Source organism: Martinezella calliandrae (genome assembly GCF_030272695.1).
GTDB lineage: Bacteria > Pseudomonadota > Alphaproteobacteria > Rhizobiales > Rhizobiaceae > Rhizobium > Rhizobium calliandrae.
In genome coordinates this window covers 18,446-39,957 of sequence record NZ_JARFYN010000010.1, presented here as the reverse complement: position 1 = coordinate 39,957, position 21,512 = coordinate 18,446, and the positions used below count along the sequence as shown (strand labels likewise).

The window sequence follows — 21,512 nt, the reverse complement described above, 5'->3', positions numbered from 1 at the left end:
CGCCGCTAATGGTGAGCACGTTCTTCGTTCCGCTTGCGGGTCGCGGCGGCCTTTTTTGCCGATGCTGAACGCTTGGCTGCAGGGCGGCTCGCGGAGGCTTTGCCTCCGATGCGCCCGCCTTTTTCCGATGACGCGTGGCTTTCAGGCTGACCTCGGCCCGAGCCGGATTTCTTCCCACCGCCGCTTTCCTTGTTCACGGTCGCCCAAGCCCGGCGCTCGGCTTCTTCGTTGGAAACGCCACGGCTTTCGTAGCTTTCCTCAATATGTTCAGCTTTGCGCTTCTGCTTGTCGGTATAGGCGGATTTGTCTCCTCGTGGCATGATTTTTCTCCTCATTGCATAATGAGAGCCAATCCATTGCCATGGAAAAAGTTCCGAACCTGTCGGCAAGACGGGTTCAGTTCGGGATGTCCGGAAGCGACGGACGCGCTGTTGCGCGCACGTCATCAGTCGATACCGGAAACATAATGCCCACAGAGCGGTCGATGATGAAGATCATGGCCAGTGCGGCAAGGAGATAAAGGGTTGCTAGAATGAGAAGCGATGTCATGAAATCACGTCGGCGCAGGCTGTGAAGCAGCCTGCCACAACAATAGTGAGAATAATGACTTCCACGTGATCCATATGATTATTGTTCATGACGAAGCTCCCTCTTCGTCAAATACCATCGATGTGTGACATCTATTCTCGCGAGACGCGTAATTTGTCGAAATTCTTGCGAAATTTCCATTATGGGTGCCACAAAGATGATGGCCCGATGTTCAACATCGGGCCGTCCCTATTTTAGTCTGTAGCGTTGGCTGCAAAGCTTTCGTCAAATCTTCGCGTTGAGATCTTTTTTCGACGCCCGTTTCGTTTCGGCCTTCACTGCCGCGTCGCTGACCAGCGGCGTTGCAGCGACTACCGCTTTGCGCTTTGCCTTGGGTTTGACGTCGATCTTCTCGTCCTTGCTGACACTTTTCTCAAGCGCGATACGCTCGTTGCTCGCCTGTTCCCAGTGAACCGTATCGCGGCCGGAAGGATATCCCTCTTCCTCCCAGATGGCATAAGCGCGCTTTTGGATCCATTCGTCCCGGGGTTCCAACATTGCTGTTCTCCGTTCGCATCATTGACCATGGTTGATGAAAATTGCCCGTTCTTGAAACGCGGACTTTCATGCCTCACTGAGCGGCCGATATGCCGGCCCGAGGGGTCACGGAGAAAACTCTCCGTATCTCTGCGCTCATGTTGCGGCAGGCGCTTCGCACGAAAAAGAAAATGCGTTGTACCGTCATGGAGCGATAGCGAAGCAACCGAACCATCAGTATGACGACAGCGCGATCCTCGTTCAATTAAAAACGTCTAATGCACCGCCTTTCCACAGAGCCTTGCTTCCGGCGGACTCCGATTAGAGACTGCGGTCGATTGCAGCTTTCACGGGCAAAGTTATACTCCCCCCATGTTTGACCTGGTGATTGCCCATTGGGGCCAAATCCTCGCTGTCCTGTCCGTCGCCATGGGGGCGGCAGCCGCCATTCATGCGGCGATGACGAAGGAGGAAGTTCGTGCCGCGATCGGCTGGGTCGGCGTCATCATCCTGTCGCCCATCGTCGGGGCGCTGCTCTATGCTGTGGCCGGCATCAACCGCATCCGTCGGGCATCGCTGACTTCACAGCGCAATCTCCTGTTCCAGAAAGATGCGAAGGGCGTGCTCGCCAGCTTCGATGCGCAGGGCGATATCGTGCGCAGACTATTTGGCGAGCGTTTTGGATCCATGAAGACGCTTGGCGACCGCGTGGCGCGCTATCCAATGAGCACCGGCAACACAATCGAAATGCTGGAAAGTGGCGACGCCGCCTATGCCGCGATGAAAGCCGCCGTCGATGGCGCAGAGCGCAGCATCCTTTTGGAGACCTATATTTTCGACCGCGATCCCATCGGCCTGCGCATCGCCGACTCGCTGATTGCGGCCGTCAAGCGCGACGTCAGTGTGCGTGTCCTGATCGACGCTGTCGGCGCCCGCTATTCGGTGCCGAGCATCATGGGCTATCTGAAGGAAGGCGGTGTTCAGGTGGACGTCTTCAACGGCAATGTGATCATCGGGCTCCGGCTGCCCTATGCCAACCTGCGCACCCACCGAAAGATCCTTGCCATCGATGGTCGCATCGCCTTCACCGGCGGAATGAATATCCGCCAGGGTTTCACCAAGGAATTCGCCAGGGATCACTGCGCTCGGGACACGCATTTCTGCGTCACCGGTCCGGCAGTCGCCGATCTCTTCAACACCGCCGCCGAGGACTGGCGTTTTGCCACCGGCGAGGTGCTGAGCGGTGATCATTGGCGCATTGCAACGCCGGCGAACGAGCCGGGCGCGCCGGTTTTCATGCGCGTCATCGCCTCCGGCCCCGACCGCAGCGTCGAGACCAACCACAAGATGCTGACCGGCGCATTCTCGGTGGCCAACAGCTCCATCCGCATCATGTCGCCCTATTTCCTGCCGGATCGCGAGTTGATTAGCGCGCTCGTGACAGCGGCAAGACGTGGCGTCGAAGTGGATGTCATTGTGCCGGCCGCCAACAATCTTGTCCTGGTCGACCGTGCAATGACTGCGCAATTTGACCAGATGTTGAAGGATTACTGCCGCATCTGGCGCGCCGATGGCCCATTCAATCATTCAAAGCTTCTGGCGATCGATGGCACCTGGGCCTATGTCGGCTCTTCCAATCTGGACCCGCGCTCTCTTCGGTTGAATTTCGAGGTCGATTTGGAAGTGATGGACCACGGCTTTGCCGGCGCGATCCACACCCATATCGGCCAAATCTTGGAAACGGCAACCCCGGTCCAACTCGGCAAGCTGCGCGCACGGCCCTTTATCGTCCGCCTGATCGAAAAGATCCTGTGGCTTGGGTCACCCTATTTATAAGCAAAGTGGCGCAGCCCATATTGGTGGAAACGAGCCTTTTCACATGACAACGCCGGCAATCACTACATATACTCCAAAAGACCTAGCTCGGCGGGCTTCGACAACGGAAACGGTCAACGGACAGATGCGGAAAAAAAACGAAAGTCTCCGTGCAAGCATTTTCGAGACCTTGAAGAACAGAAAGAAGTCCCGGGCAACGCATGCCGGGGAACGGACGCGTCCGGAAGGCACGCTAATTGCCTCCTACAATGTCCACAAATGCGTCGGTGCCGACCGACGCTTCGATCCGGATCGGGTCAGCCGGGTCATCCATGAAATCGACGCCGACGTCATCGGCCTGCAGGAAGCCGACACTCGCTTCGGTGAACGGACGGGCCTACTCGATTTGCGCCGGCTCGAGCGTGAAACCGGCCTTATTCCCGTACCAGTGGCCGGTGCCACCAAGGCGCATGGCTGGCATGGCAATGTCGTGCTGTTCAAGCAGGGAACGGTGCGCGATGTACACCAGATCAACCTTCCGGGGCTCGAACCGCGCGGCGCCCTCCTTGCAGAAATCGAACTCGCTCGCGGTGGAGTGCTCAGGATCATCGCCGCCCACCTCGGGTTACTGCATCGTTCGCGCGCCCAACAAACACGTTTGATCGCCGAATTGATGCGCAGCGACAACGACACACCGACTGTTTTGCTAGGGGATCTCAACGAATGGCGGCTTGGCGACCGCTCGTCGCTCAACACCTTCCAGGCTGCTTTCGGCCCGCTGCCGCCGGCCGTGCCGAGCTTTCCCTCAACGCTGCCGCTTCTGGCGCTGGACCGCATCATGGCCAATCGCCGCGGGCTGATCTCGACGGTGGAAGTTCATGACTCGCCACTTTCGCGTGTCGCATCGGATCACCTGCCGATCAAGGCGGTCGTCAGCCTGAAGACGCTCAGGGCCGAGACAGAAGCGCGCAGCGAATCCGCTTGAAATCAGCCGTCTATGAACCCCATGTGCTTCATAGTCATGATGACCTCGAATTTACATCGGACAAGGTGGCTCCAATAGCCGAACAGCGTTCGACCCGAATTGCAATGGAGCGACTTGGGCGGCTGATCCTCAAAAGCGCTTTGATCGTTTCGTCGAAGTCCAGGTGTGGGATGATAGACCCATTATCGAATATTAGCGCCGATCTGCATGGAGCGCATAAACCTCGAAGCCGTCGCCCAGCCCGAGCACTCTTTAGCCGACCCCTAATGCAACGCCCGCAAACAAATCCCTTCGGCGCGGCAAGAGCCACGTGGCCCAAAGCAAAGCTCTTCGGGCCATAAGGGGCCATCCGCCTCAATCCTTGAGCCGGTATTGCTCTAGCGCATCACGGTTGATTTCGATGCCGAGTCCGGGGCCGTCGGGGATGGCGACAACGCCGTTCACATGGTCCAGCGGTTTTGTCAGGACGGCTTGGCGGAACGGATTGTGCGTGCGGTCGAATTCCAGGATCGGTGGCCGGCCATTGCGGCGCGGCGGATCCGGGGGCAGGGCGGCGATGAACTGCAGGCTGGCGGCAATGGCGACACCCGTTCCCCAGACATGCGGGACGAGCCGAACGCCGTTGATGGCAGCCATATCGGCGATCCTGCGCATCTCGCTGAAGCCGCCGGTGCCGCAAATATCGGGCTGGATGATATCGACGGCGCGGGTTTCCAGCGGCTCGCGCATGCCGAAGCGGCCATGCCAGGTCTCGCCGCCTGCAACGGGGATCGGCTGGCCGGCGCGAACCGCGCGATAAACACTGAGCTGTTCGGGAATGACTGGCTCCTCGAACCAATCGACGCAATATTCGGCAGCGGCCTTGCCGACCATGCAGGCTTCGAGGGCATCATAACCATGATTGGCATCGATCATGAGCCGAATATTCGGACCGATCGCTTCGCGCACGGCGCGGATGACGGCAATATCCTCTTCGACATCGAAACCGATCTTGATCTTCACCGCATGGAAGCCTTGCGCGACATAGGCCGCGGTCTCAGTGGCGATATCGGGGACCGGATCGACGCCGTCCTTGCGGAAGGAACCGGTGGCGTAGGCCTTCACATCCTCACGGAAGCGGCCGCCGAGCAGACGCGACACCGAAGTGCCGTGATGCTTGCCCTTGACGTCCCAGAGTGCGATGTCGATGCCGCTGAGCGCGGTCACCGTCAGTCCCCGCTGGCCCTGGTCGCGCAGGAAATTATAGAGTTCAAGCCAGATGATTTCCGTATCGCGCGGGTCGCGGCCGAGCAGGCGAGGGGTATAGGCTTTCACGACCGCGGCGTTGGGACCGACCGGGCCAAGGCATTCGCCCCAGCCGATCGTGCCGTCATCACAGACGATTTCGACGAGGCAATGCTGGCGGCGGTCGAAGCGCATCGAAGCGCTTTCGAAGGCGTGATCCAGCTTATGGTCGAGCAGATAGGTGTGGACAGCAGAGATTTTCATGGGCGGTACGGCCTGATCAGATCATCGAGCATAGCGACTTCCTGTTCGCTGAGGTCGGTCAGCGGCGGGCGAACCGAACCGGCGTCGAAGCCGAGCAACCGGACCCCTGCCTTGATGGCCGACACGGCATAGCCCTTCTGGCGGTTGCGGATGTTCATGAAGGGATAGAAGAAATCGATCAGCAGCTTGTTGGTTGTCGCCGTATCGCCTGCGCGCAGCGCCTTGTAGAAGTTCTGCGCCAGGGCCGGCACGAAGTTGAAAACGGCCGAGGAATAGGTCGTGACACCCGCACCGAGATAGGCGTCGGCGAAAAGTTCGGCCGTCGGCATGCCACCGAGATAGGTCAGGCGCTCACCCATCGTTGCGGTGATCTTACGCACTAGGCCGATATCGCCGGAGCCATCTTTGAAGCCGACAAGGTTCGGGCAGGCATCGCATAGGCGAGCGAGCGTTTCGGCCGTCAGGATCGAATTGTCGCGGTTGTAGACCATGACGCCGATCGAAACCGCATCGCAGACCGACTTAACATGCTGGAACATGCCGTCCTGTGGCGCATCGATCAGGTAGTGCGGCAAAAGCAGAATGCCGTCTGCACCGGCTTTCTCCGCCGACTGCGCGATTTGGACGGCTATGCGCGTTCCGTAACCGCAGCCAGCGACGATCGGCGTATTGCCGGCGGCCGCCTTTGCAGCGCTGACGATCGCCGGGATTTCATCCGGGGCGAGCGAGAAGAACTCGCCGGTACCGCCGGCGGCGAAAAGTACGCTGGCCTCGAAGCTCGAAAGCCAGCTGACATGATCGCTATAGGCGGCGCGATTGAAACTGCCGTCCTTGCCGAATGGCGTCACAGGAAAAGACAAGAGCCCGGCGCCAAGCGCGGTCTTGAGAGCTAAGGGGTCCATGGACACGAAGATCCTCCAAAATCCTTCCGATTTGACCGGATCATAGATGACATATGACAACAGTCAATGTGTTATCATATGTCTAGAATCAAGAACTCTTGCGGATCAGGTTGCGATAGCGCTGCTGACTGCCCTTCAGATGCAGTCGCATCGCCTCGCGCGCCGCGTGTTCATCGCGATCCGAAATGGCTTCGGCGATGCGTCGATGTTCCGCCTGGATCTGCGCCAGATAGTCGGCGGAGGCAGTTTCGTCCGGCTGATCCTGGAGAAAAGAGCGGGGAATTGCCCTCTTGCCGGTCAATTCCAGAAACTCACGGAATCGCGGATTGTTGGTGGCATCGGCAATGGCGAGATGAAACTCAAAATCGGCCTCCGACGTCGCCAAACCGCGTTCCATCGCGCGATCGATATCCTCAAAATGCTCGATGATCGCTTCATCCTGGGCTGGCGACCGGCGGGCTGCAGCGAGGCTGGCAGCCTCGGTTTCCACCGCAGCGCGCAGCTCCAGCATCTCGATTATCGAGGAAATCCGCTCCGGATCGGTCTCCAGCAAGCCCGTAGGAGGGAAGGGCCTGGCATTGCAGACGAAGACGCCGACGCCGTGGCGCACCTCGACCAGCCCATCGGCACGCATCGACGCGATCGCCTCGCGAATGACGGTGCGACTGACCTTATACCGCTCCGTGAGGCCGCTTTCGCTCGGCAATTTTTCACCGGGCTTCAAGGCGCCCCCAAGAATTGCCTGACGCAGTTGCTGGCCGACTACATCCACCAGGTTGCGGCGGCCCGCCGGCCGCTCGTCAGGCTCTTTGGTCTTGATCGCTACATCCCGCCGCATTCTAGAATTCCGATGTTTCGAGCCAAGAGATTACAGATATATGATGACGAACGGAAGCCCATATTATAAGTTCCGCTTCGATGATATCGATTTTGGAGAAAATCATGCTGAAAACTCTGTTGATGACCGGTGCTGCCGGCGGCGTTGGCCAGGCGCTAAGGCCGCTACTTTCGCAGATCGCCGGGACCGTCGTGCTCTCCGATATTGCCTCGATCGGCGATTTGCGTCCGAACGAGCGCTTCGTTGCCTGCGATCTCGCGGACCGCGGTGGCGTAGAAGCACTGGTCAAAGGCGTTGACGGCATTATTCATCTTGGCGGAATCTCTCTGGAAAAGCCCTTCGATCTGATCCTGCAGGGCAATATCGTCGGCCTCTACAATCTCTACGAAGCCGCCCGCGCATCGGGCAGGCCGCGCATCATCTTTGCGAGTTCCAATCATACGATCGGCTATTATCGCCGAGACGAGCGCATCGACAGTACCGTGCCCACACGTCCGGATTCACTCTACGGGGTCTCGAAAGTCTATGGCGAAGCCCTGGCGAGCCTTTATTTCGATAAGTTCGGGCAGGAGACACTGTCGGTGCGCATCGGCTCGTGCTTCCCGGAGCCGCGCAATCCGCGCATGCTGGCGACATGGCTCAGCGCCCGCGATCTGCTGACGCTCTGCGAGCGCGCCTTCGAGGCCCCTCGGCTCGGACACACGATCGTCTACGGCGCCTCCGACAACGACGAGCAGTGGTGGGACAATCGCAATGCCGCCTTCCTCGGTTGGAAGCCGCAGGACAGCTCCTCACCCTGGCGGACGCAAGTGCTTGCGCACGCTTCGCCGGAAGACCCGAATGACCCCGCCGTCGTCTATCAAGGCGGTGGTTTTGCCGCAGCCGGCCATCCGGAAGATTGAGGGCTAATTTAGGGAGTGAGCAACGGGAGCCCGCATGGCGATCCGCTCGCCAAAGCTCAGTCGCCGTTTCGGAACAATCTCCAGCGCGTCGGTCTGAAAGCGATGCGATTGCGACCAAGCGCGCCGGCCTTGTCCGGCGGCAGCTCGATTTCGATCTGCTCATGTTTTGCGCCAATATCCATTTCGATATGGCGGGTGCCGGCAACGCGGCGGGTGGCGGTCAATAGTCCGGCGATGCAACCGCCATCGCCGTCGCGAAGCTCGATATCGTGCGGACGAAAATGGAGATAGGCCTCTCCGTCGGGTTCGTGAGGCGTGCTTAGTCCAAGGGGCCGATCCTCGAACCAGATTTCGCCACTGGAAATGCGGACTCTCACGCGGTTGGACTGTCCGATGAAACCATAGACGAAGGGCGAATTCGGCGTGTCGTAGATCTCATCCGGCGTTCCGACCTGCTCGATTGCTCCCTTATTAAGTACGACGACACGGTCGGCCAGTTCCAGTGCCTCTTCCTGATCGTGGGTGACGAAAACGGTGGTGTGGCCGGTGCGGTCGTGGATCTCGCGCAGCCACTTGCGCAAATCCTTGCGCACCTGTGCGTCGAGTGCGCCGAAGGGTTCGTCCAGAAGCAGCACATTCGGCTCGACCGCCATGGCGCGCGCGAGCGCCACACGTTGCCGTTGGCCTCCGGACAATTGCGCAGGATAGCGTTTCTCGAGGCCATTGAGCTGCACCAATTCGAGCAGCTCAACGGCGCGGCGATGGATTTCGGCGCGCGGAGGGCGGCGCGAAGCCGAGCGCACCTTCAGTCCGAAGGCGATGTTATCCAGCACCGTCATATGACGGAACAGCGCGTAATGCTGAAACACAAAGCCAATGTTGCGCTGCTGCACTGTCTTTTTCGATGCATCTTCGTCACCGAAGAAAATCCGACCATCGGTCGGCGTTTCCAGCCCGGCGATCAAACGCAGCAGCGTCGTCTTGCCCGAGCCGGAAGGGCCAAGGAGTGCGATAAGTTCACCAGAGCGAATATCCAGGGAGACGTCATGCAACGCGGGAAAGCGACCGAATTCCTTGCGGAGGTTTTGAACACGAACTTCCATTAACAATTCCTTCAGTGACGCCGGCTGGCTGCGATCTCTTCGCTGTAGCGCATTTCCAGCAGCGTCTTCAGTATCAGTGTGACAAGGGCAAGCAGGGCGAGAAGCGTGGCGACCGCGAAAGCTCCCGAGAAATTATATTCATTATAGAGAATTTCGACCTGCAACGGCATGGTGTTGGTTTCACCGCGAATATGACCGGAGACGACGGACACGGCGCCGAACTCGCCCATGGCGCGCGCGTTGCAAAGGAGAACGCCGTAAAGCAGGCCCCATTTGATGTTTGGCAACGTCACATGCCAGAAGGTCTGCCAGCCATTGGCCCCAAGTGAAAGTGCCGCCTCTTCGTCTGCATTTCCCTGCTCCTGCATCAGCGGGATCAATTCGCGGGCAACGAAGGGGAAGGTGACGAACATCGTCGCCAGTACCAGACCGGGAACTGCGAACAAGATCCGGATACCATGGCTCTGCAGCCACGGCCCAAGGACGCTGTTCGAGCTGAACAGCAGCACGAACACCAGACCCGATATGACCGGCGATACGGAAAAGGGCAAATCGATCAGCGTCGTCAGGAACGCCTTGCCCTTGAACTCGAATTTGGCGATCGCCCAGGCTGCGGCAATGCCACAGACGAGGTTCAGCGGCACGCTGATACCGGCAACGATCAGCGTCAGCCGAATGGCGGCGAAGGTCTCGTCATCCACCAAGGCGCTGAGGAACTCTCCGGTCCCCTTGCGGAACGCTTCGACAAAGACGGCGGCAAGCGGCATCAGCACCATCAGCGCCAAGAAGGCGAGCGAGATGGCGACGAAGGTCCAGCGCGCGAACTTGCTTTCGGTAATAACGGAATGCCCCGCGTCGGATGAGGAAACGACATCAAACGCCATAACCGTACCTCTTTCTGCTCCAGGATTGCGTGAGGTTTATGACGAGCAACATGATGAAGGAGATGATCAGCATCATGGTCGCAATCGCCGTCGCTGCCGCATAGTTATATTCCTCAAGGCGGATGACGATGAGCAAAGGCGCGATTTCGGAGACATAGGGCTTGTTGCCGGCGATGAAGATCACCGAACCGTATTCGCCGGCCGCGCGCGCGAAAGCCAGAGCGAAACCGGTCAAGGCCGCCGGAGCCAGGCCCGGTAACAAGACGCGGGTGATCGTCTGGAAACGGCTTGCTCCGAGTGTCGCCGCCGCCTCTTCCACCTCGCGGTCAATCTCTTCCATGACCGGCTGCGCCGTGCGCACGACGAAGGGTAGGCCGACGAAGATGAGCGCGACAATGATGCCGGCCGGTGTGAAAGCGATCTTGATGCCAAGCGGCGCAAGAAATTGCCCGATCCAGCCATTCGGCGCATAAAGCGTCGTCAAAGCAATGCCGGCGACCGCCGTCGGCAAGGCGAAGGGCAGGTCGACCATGGCGTCAATGATGCGCTTGCCGGGAAAGCGGTAGCGCACCAGCACCCAGGCAAGGATCAGCCCGAACACCGCATTGACGATGGCGGCGATGAACGCGCCGCCAAAGCTCATGCGCAGTGCGTAAAGCGTGCGGATATCGAGTGCAATGGCCCAAAACTTGAACCATCCGAGAGAGCTGCTCTTTAAGAGCAATCCCGAGAGCGGGATGAGAACGATCAGGATGAGCCAAGTCAAGGTAACGCCGAGCGCCAATCCGAAGCCCGGAATGACACTCGGCTGCCGAAACCGCCACCGTTTACGGGTTATCGCATGCATTCAGAGTTATTGCCCCGGCTTGTACATCTGATCGAAGATGCCACCATCATCGAAGAACTTCGGCTGAGCTTGGGACCATCCACCGAAATCGTCAATCGTGGCCAACTTCAAACTCGGGAATCGGGCAATATCCTTGGGGTCGGCCACTTCAGGCTTGATCGGCCGGTAGAAATGCTTGGCAGCAATCTTCTGGCCCTCATCGGAATAGAGATAGTTCAGATAGGCTTCTGCGGCCTTGCGGGTGCCCTTGGCGTCGGCATTGGCTTCGACGACAGCAACCGGCGGGTCGGCACGGATCGAAACGGAGGGCGTGACGATCTCGAATTTGTCGGGGCCGAGTTCTTCAAGCGAAAGATAAGCCTCGTTTTCCCAGGCGAGCAGAACATCGCCGAGACCGCGCTGGACAAACGTCGTGGTGGCGCCGCGGGCACCGGTATCGAGCACCGGCACATGCTTCAGCAACTGCGTGACGTATTCCTGCGCCTTGGCGTCATCGCCGCCATTGGTCTGCTTGGCCCAGGCCCAGGCTGCCAGGATGTTCCAGCGAGCCCCGCCGGAGGTCTTCGGGTTCGGCGTGATCACTTGCACGTCGCCCTTGACGAGATCCGACCAATCCTTGATGCCCTTCGGATTGCCCTTGCGCACGAGGAAGACGATGGTCGAGGTGTAGGGAACGCTATTGTTTGGGAATTTGGTCTTCCAGTCGGCCGGAATTTTCTTGGTCGCCTTGGCGATGGCGTCGATGTCGCCTTCCAGCGCCAACGTCACGACATCGGCCTCAAGGCCGTCGATGACTGAGCGGGCCTGGGCTCCGGAGCCGCCATGCGAGGCCTTGATGGTGAGGCTTTCACCCGTATCCTTCTTCCACTTCGCGGCAAAGACGTCATTGAAATCCTTGTACAATTCGCGCGTTGGATCGTAGGAAACGTTGAGAATCGTCTTATCCGCGGCCCAAGTCGGCGCTACCGCTGTGAGCGAAAAACCGCCGATGAGAACCGCGGCGGCAAGAAGCCGCGAAAGCCTTATCGTCTGCATGGTGACCTCCTTCGTTGTCCCTAAACTCTATCAACATGGTCGTATAAAGTAACGAAGATTGTACCTGTCAGAGGCAATTACATAGAACGGCATCCCATAGAATCAAGCAATGTGGAATCGCATTCTCGTGCTTGGTCCGCAACCAACCGATGCGGCATCAGCAAATCGATCCGGCCATGAAGACGGAATAGAGTTCATCAGCACTCTTTGCCTGGCGCATGGCGGTCAACACGCCTTCCATTCTAATCCGCCTGGCGATGGCGGCGAGCACGTTCAGATATTCGCTACGGCCGTTTTCGGCAAACAACAGGACAAAGGCCAGATCGGTCGGAATGTCGTCTATCGCTTCGAAATCGACGGGGTGGCCGAAGCGGACCATGAGCCCCCGCGGTCTTGTCATCCCCACGATTGCCGCGTGAGGAACTGCTATGCCGTTGCCGATCCCGGTCGTTCCGAGCTTTTCCCGTGCCTCGAGCGCCCGCAGGACCGCGTTTTCGTCTAGGCCGAGGCAATGAGCCGCTTTCGACGACAGAATTTGCAAAGCCCGCCACTTGGTCGGCGCATTAATACCGACGAAGACATGCTCGGGCAGGATGATGGTGGAAAGGTCCATGGTCATTCTCACGCTCGGAGATCGATAATTTGGCATGACGTCGCAATCCCTGCCTCGCTATAGGGCAAGCACTCAGGCAATTCATGAGGATTACGACCTCAATCCGGCTCACGCAGGCGATAGCCAACGCCGGTCTCCGTGGTGATGTATTGCGGTTGGTCGGGAATCTGTTCAACCTTTTGCCGGAGCTGACGGACGTAGACGCGCAGATACTGCACATCCGCCGCCGGACCCCAGACCTGCTTCAGCAGGAACTGATGCGTCAGCACCTTACCGGCGTGCTGCGCCAGGACCCGCAGGATATCGTATTCCTTCGGCGAGAGTTTCACTTCCTTGCCGTCCACCTTGACGATGCGTTTGACGAGGTCGATCGACAGGCCGCCGGTTTGGAAGATCGCTTTTTCGCCCTGTTGCTGCAGACGGTGACGAAGCGCGACGCGGATGCGCGCCGCCAGCTCGTTCATACCGAAAGGCTTGGTAACGTAATCGTCGGCGCCGGTTTCCAGCGCCTTGACGATGCCGGCCTCATCGGTTCGGCTCGAAAGGATGACGACCGGCATCTGCAACCCGTCTTCGCGCCATTCCTGCAGGAGGTCATGGCCGGGCTTGTCGGGCAGGCCGAGATCGAGCACGATCAGATCGGGCTGCTCTTCCTTTACGGAAAGCCGCGCCGCGGCGGCATTCTGGGCTTCGCTGACGGCGTAGCCTTGTGCACTCAAACCGACGCGCAGCAATTTGCGGATCGGCGGCTCGTCATCGACAACGAGTATCCTGACGGCGGTCGTGGTCATTTCAATTCATCCAGCTTAGGTACATCTGTTGGTTTCGGCAGGCGGATCGTGAAGACCGCGCCTTGGCGATCAGTTCGGTTGCCTGCGGTGATTGTGCCACCCATGGCCTCGATAAATCCACGGCTAATAGACAGGCCGAGGCCGGTGCCGGCCCGCACCTGATCGCCCTTGCGGACGCGATAGAAGGTATCGAAGACTCGTTCGAGATCGGCGGGCGGAATGCCCGGGCCTTCATCCATGACGCGGAAAACGATGTTGTCGACATCGGCCCAGGCCTCCAGGCGAATGGTAGAGTCATCGGGCGCATATTTGGCGGCATTGTCGAGCAGATTGAACAGCACCTGCTCGAAGAGGACGGGGTCGACCCGCACCATCGGCAGATCGAGCGGAATTTGCACCTCGACGCGATGCCGGGCGAGGATTTTTGCCCCTCGCCGAAGCGCGCTGCCGACGATATCACCGGCATAATGTAGGGCATAGTTCGGCTCCATCGCGCCGGACTCGATTTTGGTCATGTCTAGCAGGTTGGCGATGAAGCGGTTTAGCCGCTCGGATTCATCGACCACGGTCGACAGAAGTTCGACACGATCTTCATGCGGTAGGGTTTCCAGATAGTCGCGCAACGTGCCGGCAGCACCGAGTATGGCCGCGAGCGGCGTCTTGAGATCGTGCGAGATCGACGTCAGCAAGGCGGAGCGCAGTCGGTCAGCTTCGACGGCCAGCTTGGCACGGTCGACATCGGCAACCAATAGAACGCGCTCGATGGCGAGCGCTGCCTGATCGGCCAATGCATCGAGAAGGCGTTGCTGTTCCGGCGTCAATAGCGGACCGTCGCGACGATCACTGTCGAGGCCGATGACGCCGACGGCCGTACGGCCGGTGCGCAGCGGCACATAAAGACGCTTGGCCCCCGGCAGCGTATCTGCTCCACGCCCGGCGGCATGATTATGCTCCCAAGCCCAGCGTGCGGCAGCAATATCGGCATCGTCGAGCGTATCGTCGGGCGGATAGCCGGCCTTCACGGCAATCGTGCCGTCCTCGGGCAGCAGCAGCACCACGCGCACCTTCAGCATCGACGCGATCTGGAAAGCCGTCGCCCAAAGTACGTCATCCAGCGTTCCAGTGCCGGCAAGCTTCTTGGAGAAAAGATAAAGATCCTCTGTCGTGCGTGCTCGCTGGCGAGCGGAGGCGGCCTGCCGTTGTACCGTGGCCGTCAGATTGCTGGCAATGACGGCGACGCCAAGAAAGAAGAAGAAGGCGAGCACACTTTCCGGATCGCTGATTGTCAGCGTAAAGCGAGGCGGCAGGAAGAAGAAGTTGAAGGCAAGCGCACTCAGAAGGCAGGAATAGAGTGCCGGCCGCAAGCCTTGCGTCACGGCCGAGGCCAGCACCGCCATCAGGAACACCAGCGCCAGATTGCGAACATCGAGAACCTGATCAAGGATGACGCAGAAACCGAGGGCGACGGCGACGTAGAGCGTTGCCAGCAAATAGCCGCGCAACTGAAACGGGGAAGGCGGGGGCGCCGCTCTGACGCCGCGGCTCGCCGCCGAACCCTCCGTGTCATTGCCGGAAATGACGTGAACGCTGATGTCGCCGGCCTTGCGGATCAATTCGTAAGAAACCGATCGTTTAGACCAATCCCGCCATGTGCCGATCTTCGGCGAGCCGATGACAATGTGAGTGACATTGTTGCTCGCCGAATGGCGCAGCAGCTCTTCGGCGACCTCACGGCCAGGAATGGTGATGGCCTCGCCGCCGAGTTGCTCGGCAAGTCGGAGCGTTGCCGCAATCGTATCGCGCTGCGTCTCGGTCAGGTTGATGGACCGGTTGGTCTCGACATAGACTGCCGCCCAAGGCGCGCGAAGGCGCGAGGCCATGCGGGCGGCGTAGCGCACCAGCAAGGCCGAGCGCGGATGGTGATCGATGGAAACCAGCACACGCTCGCCTGCCGCCCAGGGGCCGGGGATCGCATGTGCCTGCATGTGGGTCAAAAGCTGGTCATCGACCCGCTGCGCAGTGCGCCTCAAAGCCAGCTCTCGCAGCGCCGTCAGATTGCCGGGGGTAAAATAGTTGGTCAGCGCGCGCTCGGCTGTTTTTGACACATAGACCTTGCCGTCATGTAGGCGCTTGATCAAGTCATCGGGCGTCAGATCGATGATCTCGACATCGTCGGCCATATCGATGATCGAATCCGGTACGGTTTCGCGCACACGCACGCGGGTGATCTGCGAGACGACGTCATTCAGGCTTTCGACGTGCTGGATATTCAACGTCGTATAGACGTCGATGCCGCGATCAAGCAGTTCCATGACATCCAGGTAGCGCTTCGGATGGCGGCTGCCCTGCGCATTGGTGTGGGCAAGCTCATCGACCAATACCAGGCCGGGACGGCGCTTCAGGATGGCATCGAGGTCCATCTCGTCCAGCGCGCGACCCTTATAGTCGACATGGACGCGGGGAATGATCTCGAAGCCTTCAAGCAAGGCCTCCGTCTCCCGCCGGCCATGGGTCTCGACCACACCGACGACGACATCGACGCCGTCGGCCATTTTGGCTTTGCCGGAGATCAGCATTTCATAGGTCTTGCCGACGCCGGGCGCCGCGCCCAGAAAGATCTTCAAGCGGCCACGCGTTTCCTGCCGCGCCTTTTCCAGAAGCGCGTCGGGCGAGGGCCTGCTCAGCGTGTCGCGGCTATCGTCTGGCATCGATTGATCTTTCGTGACGGATGGAGGTTGAGGCGGTCACGGCCGCCTCAAGCCATTGGTCTTACTGAGTCATAGAAGCATCCAACGCCTGGTTCAATGCCAGGACGTTGACGACAGTTTCGCCGAGTACGCCGAGTTCACGCGGCTCGACGGCGGCATCGACGATCGAGCGAACCTTAGTCTCATCCATGCCGCGCGCCTTGGCGACACGCGGGATCTGGAAATAGGCGTCAGCAGGCGAAATATCCGGATCGAGACCACTGCCCGAGGTGGTGACCAGGTCGATCGGAACCGGCGTATTCGGATTCTGCGCCTGCAGCGTTGCGACGTCACCCTTGATGCGGGTGATCATGCTCGAGCTGGTCGGGCCGAGATTGGAACCCATGGAATTGACTGCATTATAGGGTGCGGCAACTGTCTTGGTTGCGTCATTTGGATCTGCGCCGGTTGTGGCCGACGGGCGACCATGGAAATAGCGGTCAGAAGTGAAATTCTGGCCGATGAGCGTCGAACCGATCACCTTGCCGTCTTTCTCCACCAGGCTGCCATTGGCCTGATAAGGGAAGAGCGCTTGGGCAGCGCCGGTCATGGCGATTGGGTAGAGGAGGCCGGTGACTGCTGTCATGACGACGATCATCACGATGGCCGGTCTGATTTGTCTCAACATGATAAGAACTCCTTAGGCGAGGCCGATGGCGGTAATCGCCATGTCGATGGCCTTGATGCCGATAAAGGGCACGATGATGCCGCCGACGCCGTAGATCAAAAGGTTGCGGCTGAGCAGGGCGCCGGCGCCGATCGGACGATAGCGAACGCCCTTCAGCGACAATGGGATCAGGGCGATGATGATCAGCGCATTGAAGATGATGGCCGAAAGGATGGCGCTTTGCGGCGTGGCCAGCCCCATGACGTTTAGCATCTTCAGTTGCGGATAGAAGGCAATGAACATCGCCGGGATGATGGCGAAATATTTGGCGATGTCGTTGGCGATCGAGAAGGTGGTCAGTGCGCCGCGGGTCATCAGCAACTGCTTGCCGATCTCCACGATTTCGATGAGCTTCGTCGGGTCGCTGTCGAGGTCGACCATGTTGCCGGCCTCGCGGGCGGCCACCGTACCGGTGTTCATGGCGACACCGACGTCTGCCTGGGCAAGCGCGGGGGCGTCGTTCGTACCGTCGCCGCACATGGCGACCAGTTTGCCCTGCGCCTGTTCCTCGCGCATCAGCGCCAGCTTCATTTCCGGCGTTGCTTGCGCAAGAAAGTCATCCACGCCGGCTTCCGCGGCAATGGCGGCTGCCGTCAGCGGATTGTCGCCGGTGATCATTACGGTGCGGATGCCCATGCGGCGCAGCTCGGCGAAGCGCTCGCGGATGCCGCCCTTGACGATATCCTTGAGCTGGATGACGCCGAGCAAATGACCGTCACGGGCCACCGCAAGCGGCGTGCCACCGGCCTTGGCGATTTCGTCCGCGATTGTCTGCATGTCGCGGATCGTCTCACTATTGGTGCGCGACAACACGGTCGCCCCGCTGTTCGAGGCCGTGGCGGCACTGCCGCTGACATAGGCCAGAACCGCGTCCACCGCGCCCTTGCGGATCGACGAGCCTTCGACATCGACGCCGCTCATGCGCGTCTGGGCGGTGAAAGGCACGAAGGTGGCCTTCAGGCTGGTCATATCGCGGCCGCGGATTGAATATTTTTCTTTGGCAAGCACGACGATCGAGCGTCCTTCCGGGGTTTCGTCGGCGAGCGAAGCGAGCTGTGCCGCATCGGCCAGATCCTGTTCCGTCACACCTTTGACCGGACGGAAGGAGGTGGCCTGACGGTTGCCGAGGGTGATCGTGCCGGTCTTGTCGAGCAGCAACGTATCGACGTCGCCGGCAGCTTCGACGGCGCGGCCGGACATGGCGAGCACATTGAAGCGCACCAGACGGTCCATGCCGGCGATGCCGATCGCCGAGAGCAGTGCGCCGATCGTGGTTGGGATCAGCGTCACGAACAAAGCGACGAGAATGACGGTGGAGATCGAGCCGCCGGCATAGGCCGCAAAGCTCGGGATCGTCACAGTAGCCAGGACAAAGATCAACGTCATGCCGGCAAGCAGGATATTGAGGGCGATCTCGTTCGGCGTCTTCTGGCGCTCTGCGCCTTCGACAAGCGCAATCATACGGTCGATGAAGGTCGAGCCGGCTGCCGCTGTGATGCGGACACGGATCTCATCCGACAGCACTTGCGTGCCGCCGGTGACGGCCGAGCGGTCGCCGCCGGATTCGCGGATGACGGGAGCAGATTCACCGGTGATGGCCGCTTCGTTGACCGAGGCGACACCTTCGATCACTTCACCATCGGAGGGGATGATGTCGCCGGCTTCGACGAGCACGACATCGCCGACCTTCAGGTTCGTGCCGGGCACCATCTTGTAGTCGGTACGGCTGTTACCGATCAGAAGCTTCGCCTGAGTTTCGGTGCGCGACTTGCGCAGCGATTCAGCCTGCGCCTTGCCGCGGCCCTCGGCGACAGCTTCGGCGAAATTGGCAAATAGCACGGTGAACCAGAGCCAGATGTTGATCTGGAGGGAGAAACCGAGATTGCCGCCGCCGGTCAATAGATCGCGCAGGAAGAGGACGGTGGTCAACATCGAGACGACGGCGACCACGAACATGACGGGGTTTTTGGCAAGGGTCCGCGGGTTAAGCTTCTTGAAAGCGCCGCCCACGGCCGGAACGAGGATGCGAGAATCCATAATACTCGCGGATTTTGACTGGCTCATAAGAGACTCCAGCGTGAAGAGGGAGACGGCGGATCGGGATTGCCCGATCAGCCCAGTAAAATTCTGAAGACGACAAGACCGACGAACAGTACGACCATCGCAGCCAGGATAACGTCGGAAGCGCATGCCATCCGGGCCGGGCCACGCCCCCTGTCATAGGGACGCGGGTCGATGAATTTTCGAAGCCGGATGAATATGGGCTGCGACATCACAGTCATTCCTTAGAATGCCTGGCCGGCGATCATCGACAGATGTTCGACGATGGGGCCGAGGGCGAGCGCCGGAAAGAACGTCAACCCACCGACGATCAGGATCGTGCCGACCAGCAGGCCGACGAACAGCCCACCATCCGTCGGGAAGGTACCGACCGAGGCTGGAACGGTCTTTTTGGAGATCAGCGAGCCGGCGATCGCGAGCGCTGGAACGATGACCAGGAACCGGCCAATCAGCATGACGATGCCCAGGGTGATGTTGTACCAGGGCGTGTTGCCGGAGAGGCCGCCGAAGGCCGAACCGTTGTTCGCCGCCGCCGAGCTATAAGCATAGAGGATTTCCGAGAAGCCATGCGGACCGGGGTTGCCGATGGACGCAACGGCAGCCGGCAGCACGGAGGCGATCGCGGTAAAGATCAACATGCCAAAGGGCAGGCAAAGTACGGCGAGCATCGCCATCTTGACTTCCTTGGCCTCGATCTTCTTGCCGAGATATTCCGGCGTGCGCCCGACCATCAGACCGGCGACGAAGATCGCGATGATGACGAACATCAGGATACCGTAGAAACCAGCACCCACACCGCCAACGATGACTTCACCGAGCTGTAGGTTGATCAACGGGATCATGCCGCCGATTGCTGTGAAACTGCCATGCATGGCGTTGACCGCGCCGCAGGACGCCGCCGTGGTGATGACCGCGAAGAGCGACGACAGCGTGATGCCGAACCGGACTTCCTTGCCTTCCATATTGCCGCCTTGGACTCCGAGCGCGTGGACCAGCGGGTTGCCGGCAGCTTCGGCCCAATAGGTGATAATGACACCGGCGATGAAGAGCACGCCCATCGCGGCGAGGATTGCCCAGCCTTGACGCTGATTGCCGACCATGCGTCCAAAGACGTTGGTGAGCGCCGCGCCGATCGCGAAGATCGCCAGCATCTGGATGAGGTTGGAGATCGCATTCGGATTTTCGAACGGGTGGGCGGAGTTGGCGTTGAAAAAGCCGCCGCCATTGGTGCCCAGCATCTTGATGGCGAGCTGAGATGCGACCGGCCCGACGGCGATCGTCTGCTGCGCACCTTCAAGCGTCGTGGCACTGACATAGGGCCCGAGTGTCTGCGGCACGCCGAGATAGACGAAGACCAACGTCATGACGATGCAAGCTGGGAGCAGGACATAGAGCGTCGCGCGGATCATATCGACCCAGAAGTTGCCGATCGACTTGCCTGAGGCACGCGAAAATGCGCGGATCAGCGCTATGGCGATGGCAATGCCGGTTGCCGCGGATAAGAAGTTCTGCACTGTCAAGCCGGCCATCTGCACGAGGTAGGACATCGTGCCTTCGCCGCCGTAGTTCTGCCAATTGGTATTGGTGACGAAGCTGGTTGCCGTATTGAAGGACAACTCCGGCCCGACCGCAGCCATGTCGGCCGGATTGTAAGGCAAGCTGCCTTGGAATCGCTGCAGCAGATAGAGCACGATGAAGCCGGCGAGGTTGAATAGCAGCATGGCGATCGAGTAGGTCGTCCAGTGCTGCTCCTCACGCTCGCTCGTTCCCGCGACGCGATAAAGCCCCCGTTCCAAAGGACCGAGAACGTACGAGAGAATTGTGCGCTCGCCAGTGAAGACACGCGTCATATAACCGCCGAGCGGTTTGACGAGCAGAAGGAGGATTCCGATATAGATCAGAATCTGAAGCCATCCATTGAAGGTCATGGTGGTAACTTTCCCTACCCGGCGCTATGGAACTAAAAGCGCTCAGGGCGAATGAGAGCGTAAATCAGGTAAGCGGTGAGAAAGAGTGTCACGCCGCCACCGAGAATGTAATCCAGGAGCATTGGTGTCTCTCCGACTAAAGGCTGTCGCAGGCTTTGGTGTAAGCGATGCAAAGGATGAAAAATAAAACACCGATCCCGATAAGAAGAAGGTCCATCATCGATCGTGAATCCTTGATTTGTTCTTGTTGAACGCCGAAATAGACCGAAGGCACCTTCGAAGAAGGCGCCTTTCGTTTCTTCCTGGCGAAGAGATTATCTTCCGACATCTCTTGCATTATTATGCGGCCGAACGGCATTAAGGTTCGAGACGATGGGACAGGGAAAGATATAAAAATCTTATAAATGCCGGCCGGTGCGGCTGGAGCGAAATCCTAGTAGGACGCAGGGCTGAGGCCGCCGGCGAACCGCACCGCCATCTTGGCTTTTCGAGCGATTTCTCTAATAAAATCAACAAAAAAACATGTCTGGCAGGCAAAAGTGCGCGAATGACATAATAAAGCGAAATCGGACCGGCATCTGTATACCAATGGGGTAGGAGGCGACGAGCGTGCCATCTTCCATATAGGGAAGGGCATCCGGGACGGCAAAGCAGGACAACTCCATGGCCGGCTATCGGGTGGAATCGTCGGCGATCTTGTGCCCGGCGCTCGTGTCGTCAAAGCCTTCAACCTCTCGTCGCTATCGGCGCAGATTGGTCCAGTTTCCCGGCGGGTCGCTGCTAGGCTTCAATCTGGTGACATTCGGCTGATCGACCTCAAAGCATGAAAGAGGGCCCGTCG

21 protein-coding genes are annotated in these 21,512 nt (G+C 59.4%); 3 read left to right on the top strand and 18 right to left on the bottom strand.

Annotated elements, in window-relative coordinates:
- Nucleotides 1-5: 5 nt before the first annotated feature.
- The 3 genes from PY650_RS09790 to PY650_RS09780 all read right to left on the bottom strand — a co-directional run bounded on the left by PY650_RS09790 (nucleotide 6) and on the right by PY650_RS09780 (nucleotide 1,086).
- Complete coding sequence (locus PY650_RS09790) at nucleotides 6-320, bottom strand: plasmid stabilization protein (protein ID WP_285879166.1); 315 nt, start codon at nucleotides 318-320, stop codon at nucleotides 6-8.
- A gap of 76 nt (nucleotides 321-396) precedes the next feature.
- Nucleotides 397-549: a hypothetical protein gene (locus tag PY650_RS09785; protein WP_285878974.1), complete on the bottom strand. Its 153-nt coding sequence runs from the start codon at nucleotides 547-549 to the stop codon at nucleotides 397-399.
- A 264-nt stretch (nucleotides 550-813) separates the two neighbouring features.
- On the bottom strand, nucleotides 814-1,086 hold the full coding sequence (locus tag PY650_RS09780) for a DUF2934 domain-containing protein (RefSeq protein WP_285878973.1): 273 nt from the start codon (nucleotides 1,084-1,086) through the stop codon (nucleotides 814-816).
- A 351-nt stretch (nucleotides 1,087-1,437) separates the two neighbouring features.
- On the opposite strand from PY650_RS09780, the gene PY650_RS09775 reads away from it, so the two are divergent.
- Together PY650_RS09775 and PY650_RS09770 are read left to right on the top strand one after the other, a co-directional pair.
- Entirely contained in the window at nucleotides 1,438-2,901 is a 1,464-nt protein-coding gene (locus tag PY650_RS09775; RefSeq protein ID WP_285878972.1) for a phospholipase D-like domain-containing protein, read from the top strand.
- Nucleotides 2,902-3,025: 124 nt separating this feature from the next.
- The gene (locus PY650_RS09770; protein WP_285878970.1) at nucleotides 3,026-3,865 is read left to right on the top strand and encodes an endonuclease/exonuclease/phosphatase family protein; all 840 of its coding nucleotides are present in this window, start codon (nucleotides 3,026-3,028) and stop codon (nucleotides 3,863-3,865) included.
- A 354-nt stretch (nucleotides 3,866-4,219) separates the two neighbouring features.
- Here PY650_RS09770 and PY650_RS09765 read toward each other — a convergent pair whose 3' ends face one another.
- The 3 genes from PY650_RS09765 to PY650_RS09755 form a co-directional block, all read right to left on the bottom strand.
- Nucleotides 4,220-5,353 (bottom strand): mandelate racemase/muconate lactonizing enzyme family protein, encoded by a 1,134-nt coding sequence (locus PY650_RS09765; protein WP_285878968.1) that lies wholly within the window; start codon nucleotides 5,351-5,353, stop codon nucleotides 4,220-4,222.
- Nucleotides 5,350-6,255, bottom strand: a complete 906-nt coding sequence (kdgD, locus tag PY650_RS09760; protein WP_285878967.1) for a 5-dehydro-4-deoxyglucarate dehydratase — start codon at nucleotides 6,253-6,255, stop codon at nucleotides 5,350-5,352. The genes PY650_RS09765 and kdgD overlap by 4 nt, the downstream gene beginning before the upstream one ends.
- Nucleotides 6,256-6,343: 88 nt before the next feature.
- Nucleotides 6,344-7,093: a FadR/GntR family transcriptional regulator gene (locus tag PY650_RS09755; protein WP_285878966.1), complete on the bottom strand. Its 750-nt coding sequence runs from the start codon at nucleotides 7,091-7,093 to the stop codon at nucleotides 6,344-6,346.
- A gap of 104 nt (nucleotides 7,094-7,197) precedes the next feature.
- Between PY650_RS09755 and PY650_RS09750 the strand changes: the two genes are divergently transcribed.
- Entirely contained in the window at nucleotides 7,198-7,995 is a 798-nt protein-coding gene (locus tag PY650_RS09750; protein WP_285878965.1) for an NAD-dependent epimerase/dehydratase family protein, read from the top strand.
- Between the two features lie 56 nt (nucleotides 7,996-8,051).
- Here PY650_RS09750 and PY650_RS09745 read toward each other — a convergent pair whose 3' ends face one another.
- The 12 genes from PY650_RS09745 to kdpF form a co-directional block, all read right to left on the bottom strand.
- On the bottom strand, nucleotides 8,052-9,098 hold the full coding sequence (locus PY650_RS09745; RefSeq protein WP_285878964.1) for a sulfate/molybdate ABC transporter ATP-binding protein: 1,047 nt from the start codon (nucleotides 9,096-9,098) through the stop codon (nucleotides 8,052-8,054).
- A gap of 11 nt (nucleotides 9,099-9,109) precedes the next feature.
- Nucleotides 9,110-9,982, bottom strand: coding sequence for a sulfate ABC transporter permease subunit CysW (gene cysW / locus PY650_RS09740; protein ID WP_285878963.1), 873 nt, complete (start codon nucleotides 9,980-9,982; stop codon nucleotides 9,110-9,112).
- A complete protein-coding gene (gene cysT / locus PY650_RS09735) occupies nucleotides 9,972-10,829 on the bottom strand; it encodes a sulfate ABC transporter permease subunit CysT (RefSeq protein ID WP_285878962.1) in 858 nt (285 codons plus the stop codon). Before cysT ends, cysW begins: the two co-directional genes overlap by 11 nt.
- Before the next feature lie 6 nt (nucleotides 10,830-10,835).
- On the bottom strand, nucleotides 10,836-11,864 hold the full coding sequence (locus PY650_RS09730) for a sulfate ABC transporter substrate-binding protein (protein WP_285878960.1): 1,029 nt from the start codon (nucleotides 11,862-11,864) through the stop codon (nucleotides 10,836-10,838).
- A gap of 157 nt (nucleotides 11,865-12,021) precedes the next feature.
- Complete coding sequence (locus PY650_RS09725; RefSeq protein ID WP_285878959.1) at nucleotides 12,022-12,477, bottom strand: PTS sugar transporter subunit IIA; 456 nt, start codon at nucleotides 12,475-12,477, stop codon at nucleotides 12,022-12,024.
- 98 nt (nucleotides 12,478-12,575) lie between these two features.
- Nucleotides 12,576-13,268 (bottom strand): response regulator transcription factor, encoded by a 693-nt coding sequence (locus PY650_RS09720; RefSeq protein WP_285878958.1) that lies wholly within the window; start codon nucleotides 13,266-13,268, stop codon nucleotides 12,576-12,578.
- Nucleotides 13,265-15,976 (bottom strand): sensor histidine kinase, encoded by a 2,712-nt coding sequence (locus PY650_RS09715; protein ID WP_285878957.1) that lies wholly within the window; start codon nucleotides 15,974-15,976, stop codon nucleotides 13,265-13,267. Before PY650_RS09715 ends, PY650_RS09720 begins: the two co-directional genes overlap by 4 nt.
- 61 nt (nucleotides 15,977-16,037) lie before the next feature.
- Nucleotides 16,038-16,643 (bottom strand): K(+)-transporting ATPase subunit C, encoded by a 606-nt coding sequence (locus PY650_RS09710; protein ID WP_285878956.1) that lies wholly within the window; start codon nucleotides 16,641-16,643, stop codon nucleotides 16,038-16,040.
- 12 nt (nucleotides 16,644-16,655) lie between these two features.
- Entirely contained in the window at nucleotides 16,656-18,746 is a 2,091-nt protein-coding gene (gene kdpB, locus PY650_RS09705) for a potassium-transporting ATPase subunit KdpB (protein ID WP_285878954.1), read from the bottom strand.
- Nucleotides 18,747-18,793: 47 nt separating this feature from the next.
- The gene (locus tag PY650_RS09700; RefSeq protein WP_285878953.1) at nucleotides 18,794-18,955 is read right to left on the bottom strand and encodes a hypothetical protein; all 162 of its coding nucleotides are present in this window, start codon (nucleotides 18,953-18,955) and stop codon (nucleotides 18,794-18,796) included.
- Nucleotides 18,956-18,967: 12 nt separating this feature from the next.
- Nucleotides 18,968-20,671, bottom strand: coding sequence for a potassium-transporting ATPase subunit KdpA (gene kdpA / locus PY650_RS09695; RefSeq protein WP_285878952.1), 1,704 nt, complete (start codon nucleotides 20,669-20,671; stop codon nucleotides 18,968-18,970).
- Between the two features lie 32 nt (nucleotides 20,672-20,703).
- Nucleotides 20,704-20,793, bottom strand: coding sequence for a K(+)-transporting ATPase subunit F (gene kdpF, locus PY650_RS09690; RefSeq protein WP_034509905.1), 90 nt, complete (start codon nucleotides 20,791-20,793; stop codon nucleotides 20,704-20,706).
- Nucleotides 20,794-21,512 lie beyond the last annotated feature (719 nt).

Excerpts from the sequence above, each read along its gene's own strand:
- PY650_RS09725 (WP_285878959.1), bottom strand. The coding sequence starts at position 12,477 with ATGGACCTTTCCACCATCATCCTGCCCGAGCATGTCTTCGTCGGTATT.
- PY650_RS09715 (WP_285878957.1), bottom strand. The coding sequence starts at position 15,976 with ATGCCAGACGATAGCCGCGACACGCTGAGCAGGCCCTCGCCCGACGCG.
- kdgD (WP_285878967.1), bottom strand. The coding sequence starts at position 6,255 with ATGGACCCCTTAGCTCTCAAGACCGCGCTTGGCGCCGGGCTCTTGTCT.
- PY650_RS09730 (WP_285878960.1), bottom strand. The coding sequence starts at position 11,864 with ATGCAGACGATAAGGCTTTCGCGGCTTCTTGCCGCCGCGGTTCTCATC.
- PY650_RS09720 (WP_285878958.1), bottom strand. The coding sequence starts at position 13,268 with ATGACCACGACCGCCGTCAGGATACTCGTTGTCGATGACGAGCCGCCG.
- PY650_RS09780 (WP_285878973.1), bottom strand. The coding sequence starts at position 1,086 with ATGTTGGAACCCCGGGACGAATGGATCCAAAAGCGCGCTTATGCCATC.
- cysW (WP_285878963.1), bottom strand. The coding sequence starts at position 9,982 with ATGGCGTTTGATGTCGTTTCCTCATCCGACGCGGGGCATTCCGTTATT.
- PY650_RS09785 (WP_285878974.1), bottom strand. The coding sequence starts at position 549 with ATGACATCGCTTCTCATTCTAGCAACCCTTTATCTCCTTGCCGCACTG.
- PY650_RS09790 (WP_285879166.1), bottom strand. The coding sequence starts at position 320 with ATGCCACGAGGAGACAAATCCGCCTATACCGACAAGCAGAAGCGCAAA.
- PY650_RS09710 (WP_285878956.1), bottom strand. The coding sequence starts at position 16,643 with ATGTTGAGACAAATCAGACCGGCCATCGTGATGATCGTCGTCATGACA.
- kdpB (WP_285878954.1), bottom strand. The coding sequence starts at position 18,746 with ATGAGCCAGTCAAAATCCGCGAGTATTATGGATTCTCGCATCCTCGTT.
- PY650_RS09775 (WP_285878972.1), top strand. The coding sequence starts at position 1,438 with ATGTTTGACCTGGTGATTGCCCATTGGGGCCAAATCCTCGCTGTCCTG.
- PY650_RS09745 (WP_285878964.1), bottom strand. The coding sequence starts at position 9,098 with ATGGAAGTTCGTGTTCAAAACCTCCGCAAGGAATTCGGTCGCTTTCCC.
- PY650_RS09700 (WP_285878953.1), bottom strand. The coding sequence starts at position 18,955 with ATGTCGCAGCCCATATTCATCCGGCTTCGAAAATTCATCGACCCGCGT.
- PY650_RS09770 (WP_285878970.1), top strand. The coding sequence starts at position 3,026 with ATGCGGAAAAAAAACGAAAGTCTCCGTGCAAGCATTTTCGAGACCTTG.
- cysT (WP_285878962.1), bottom strand. The coding sequence starts at position 10,829 with ATGCATGCGATAACCCGTAAACGGTGGCGGTTTCGGCAGCCGAGTGTC.
- PY650_RS09755 (WP_285878966.1), bottom strand. The coding sequence starts at position 7,093 with ATGCGGCGGGATGTAGCGATCAAGACCAAAGAGCCTGACGAGCGGCCG.
- kdpF (WP_034509905.1), bottom strand. The coding sequence starts at position 20,793 with ATGCTCCTGGATTACATTCTCGGTGGCGGCGTGACACTCTTTCTCACC.
- PY650_RS09765 (WP_285878968.1), bottom strand. The coding sequence starts at position 5,353 with ATGAAAATCTCTGCTGTCCACACCTATCTGCTCGACCATAAGCTGGAT.
- kdpA (WP_285878952.1), bottom strand. The coding sequence starts at position 20,671 with ATGACCTTCAATGGATGGCTTCAGATTCTGATCTATATCGGAATCCTC.
- PY650_RS09750 (WP_285878965.1), top strand. The coding sequence starts at position 7,198 with ATGCTGAAAACTCTGTTGATGACCGGTGCTGCCGGCGGCGTTGGCCAG.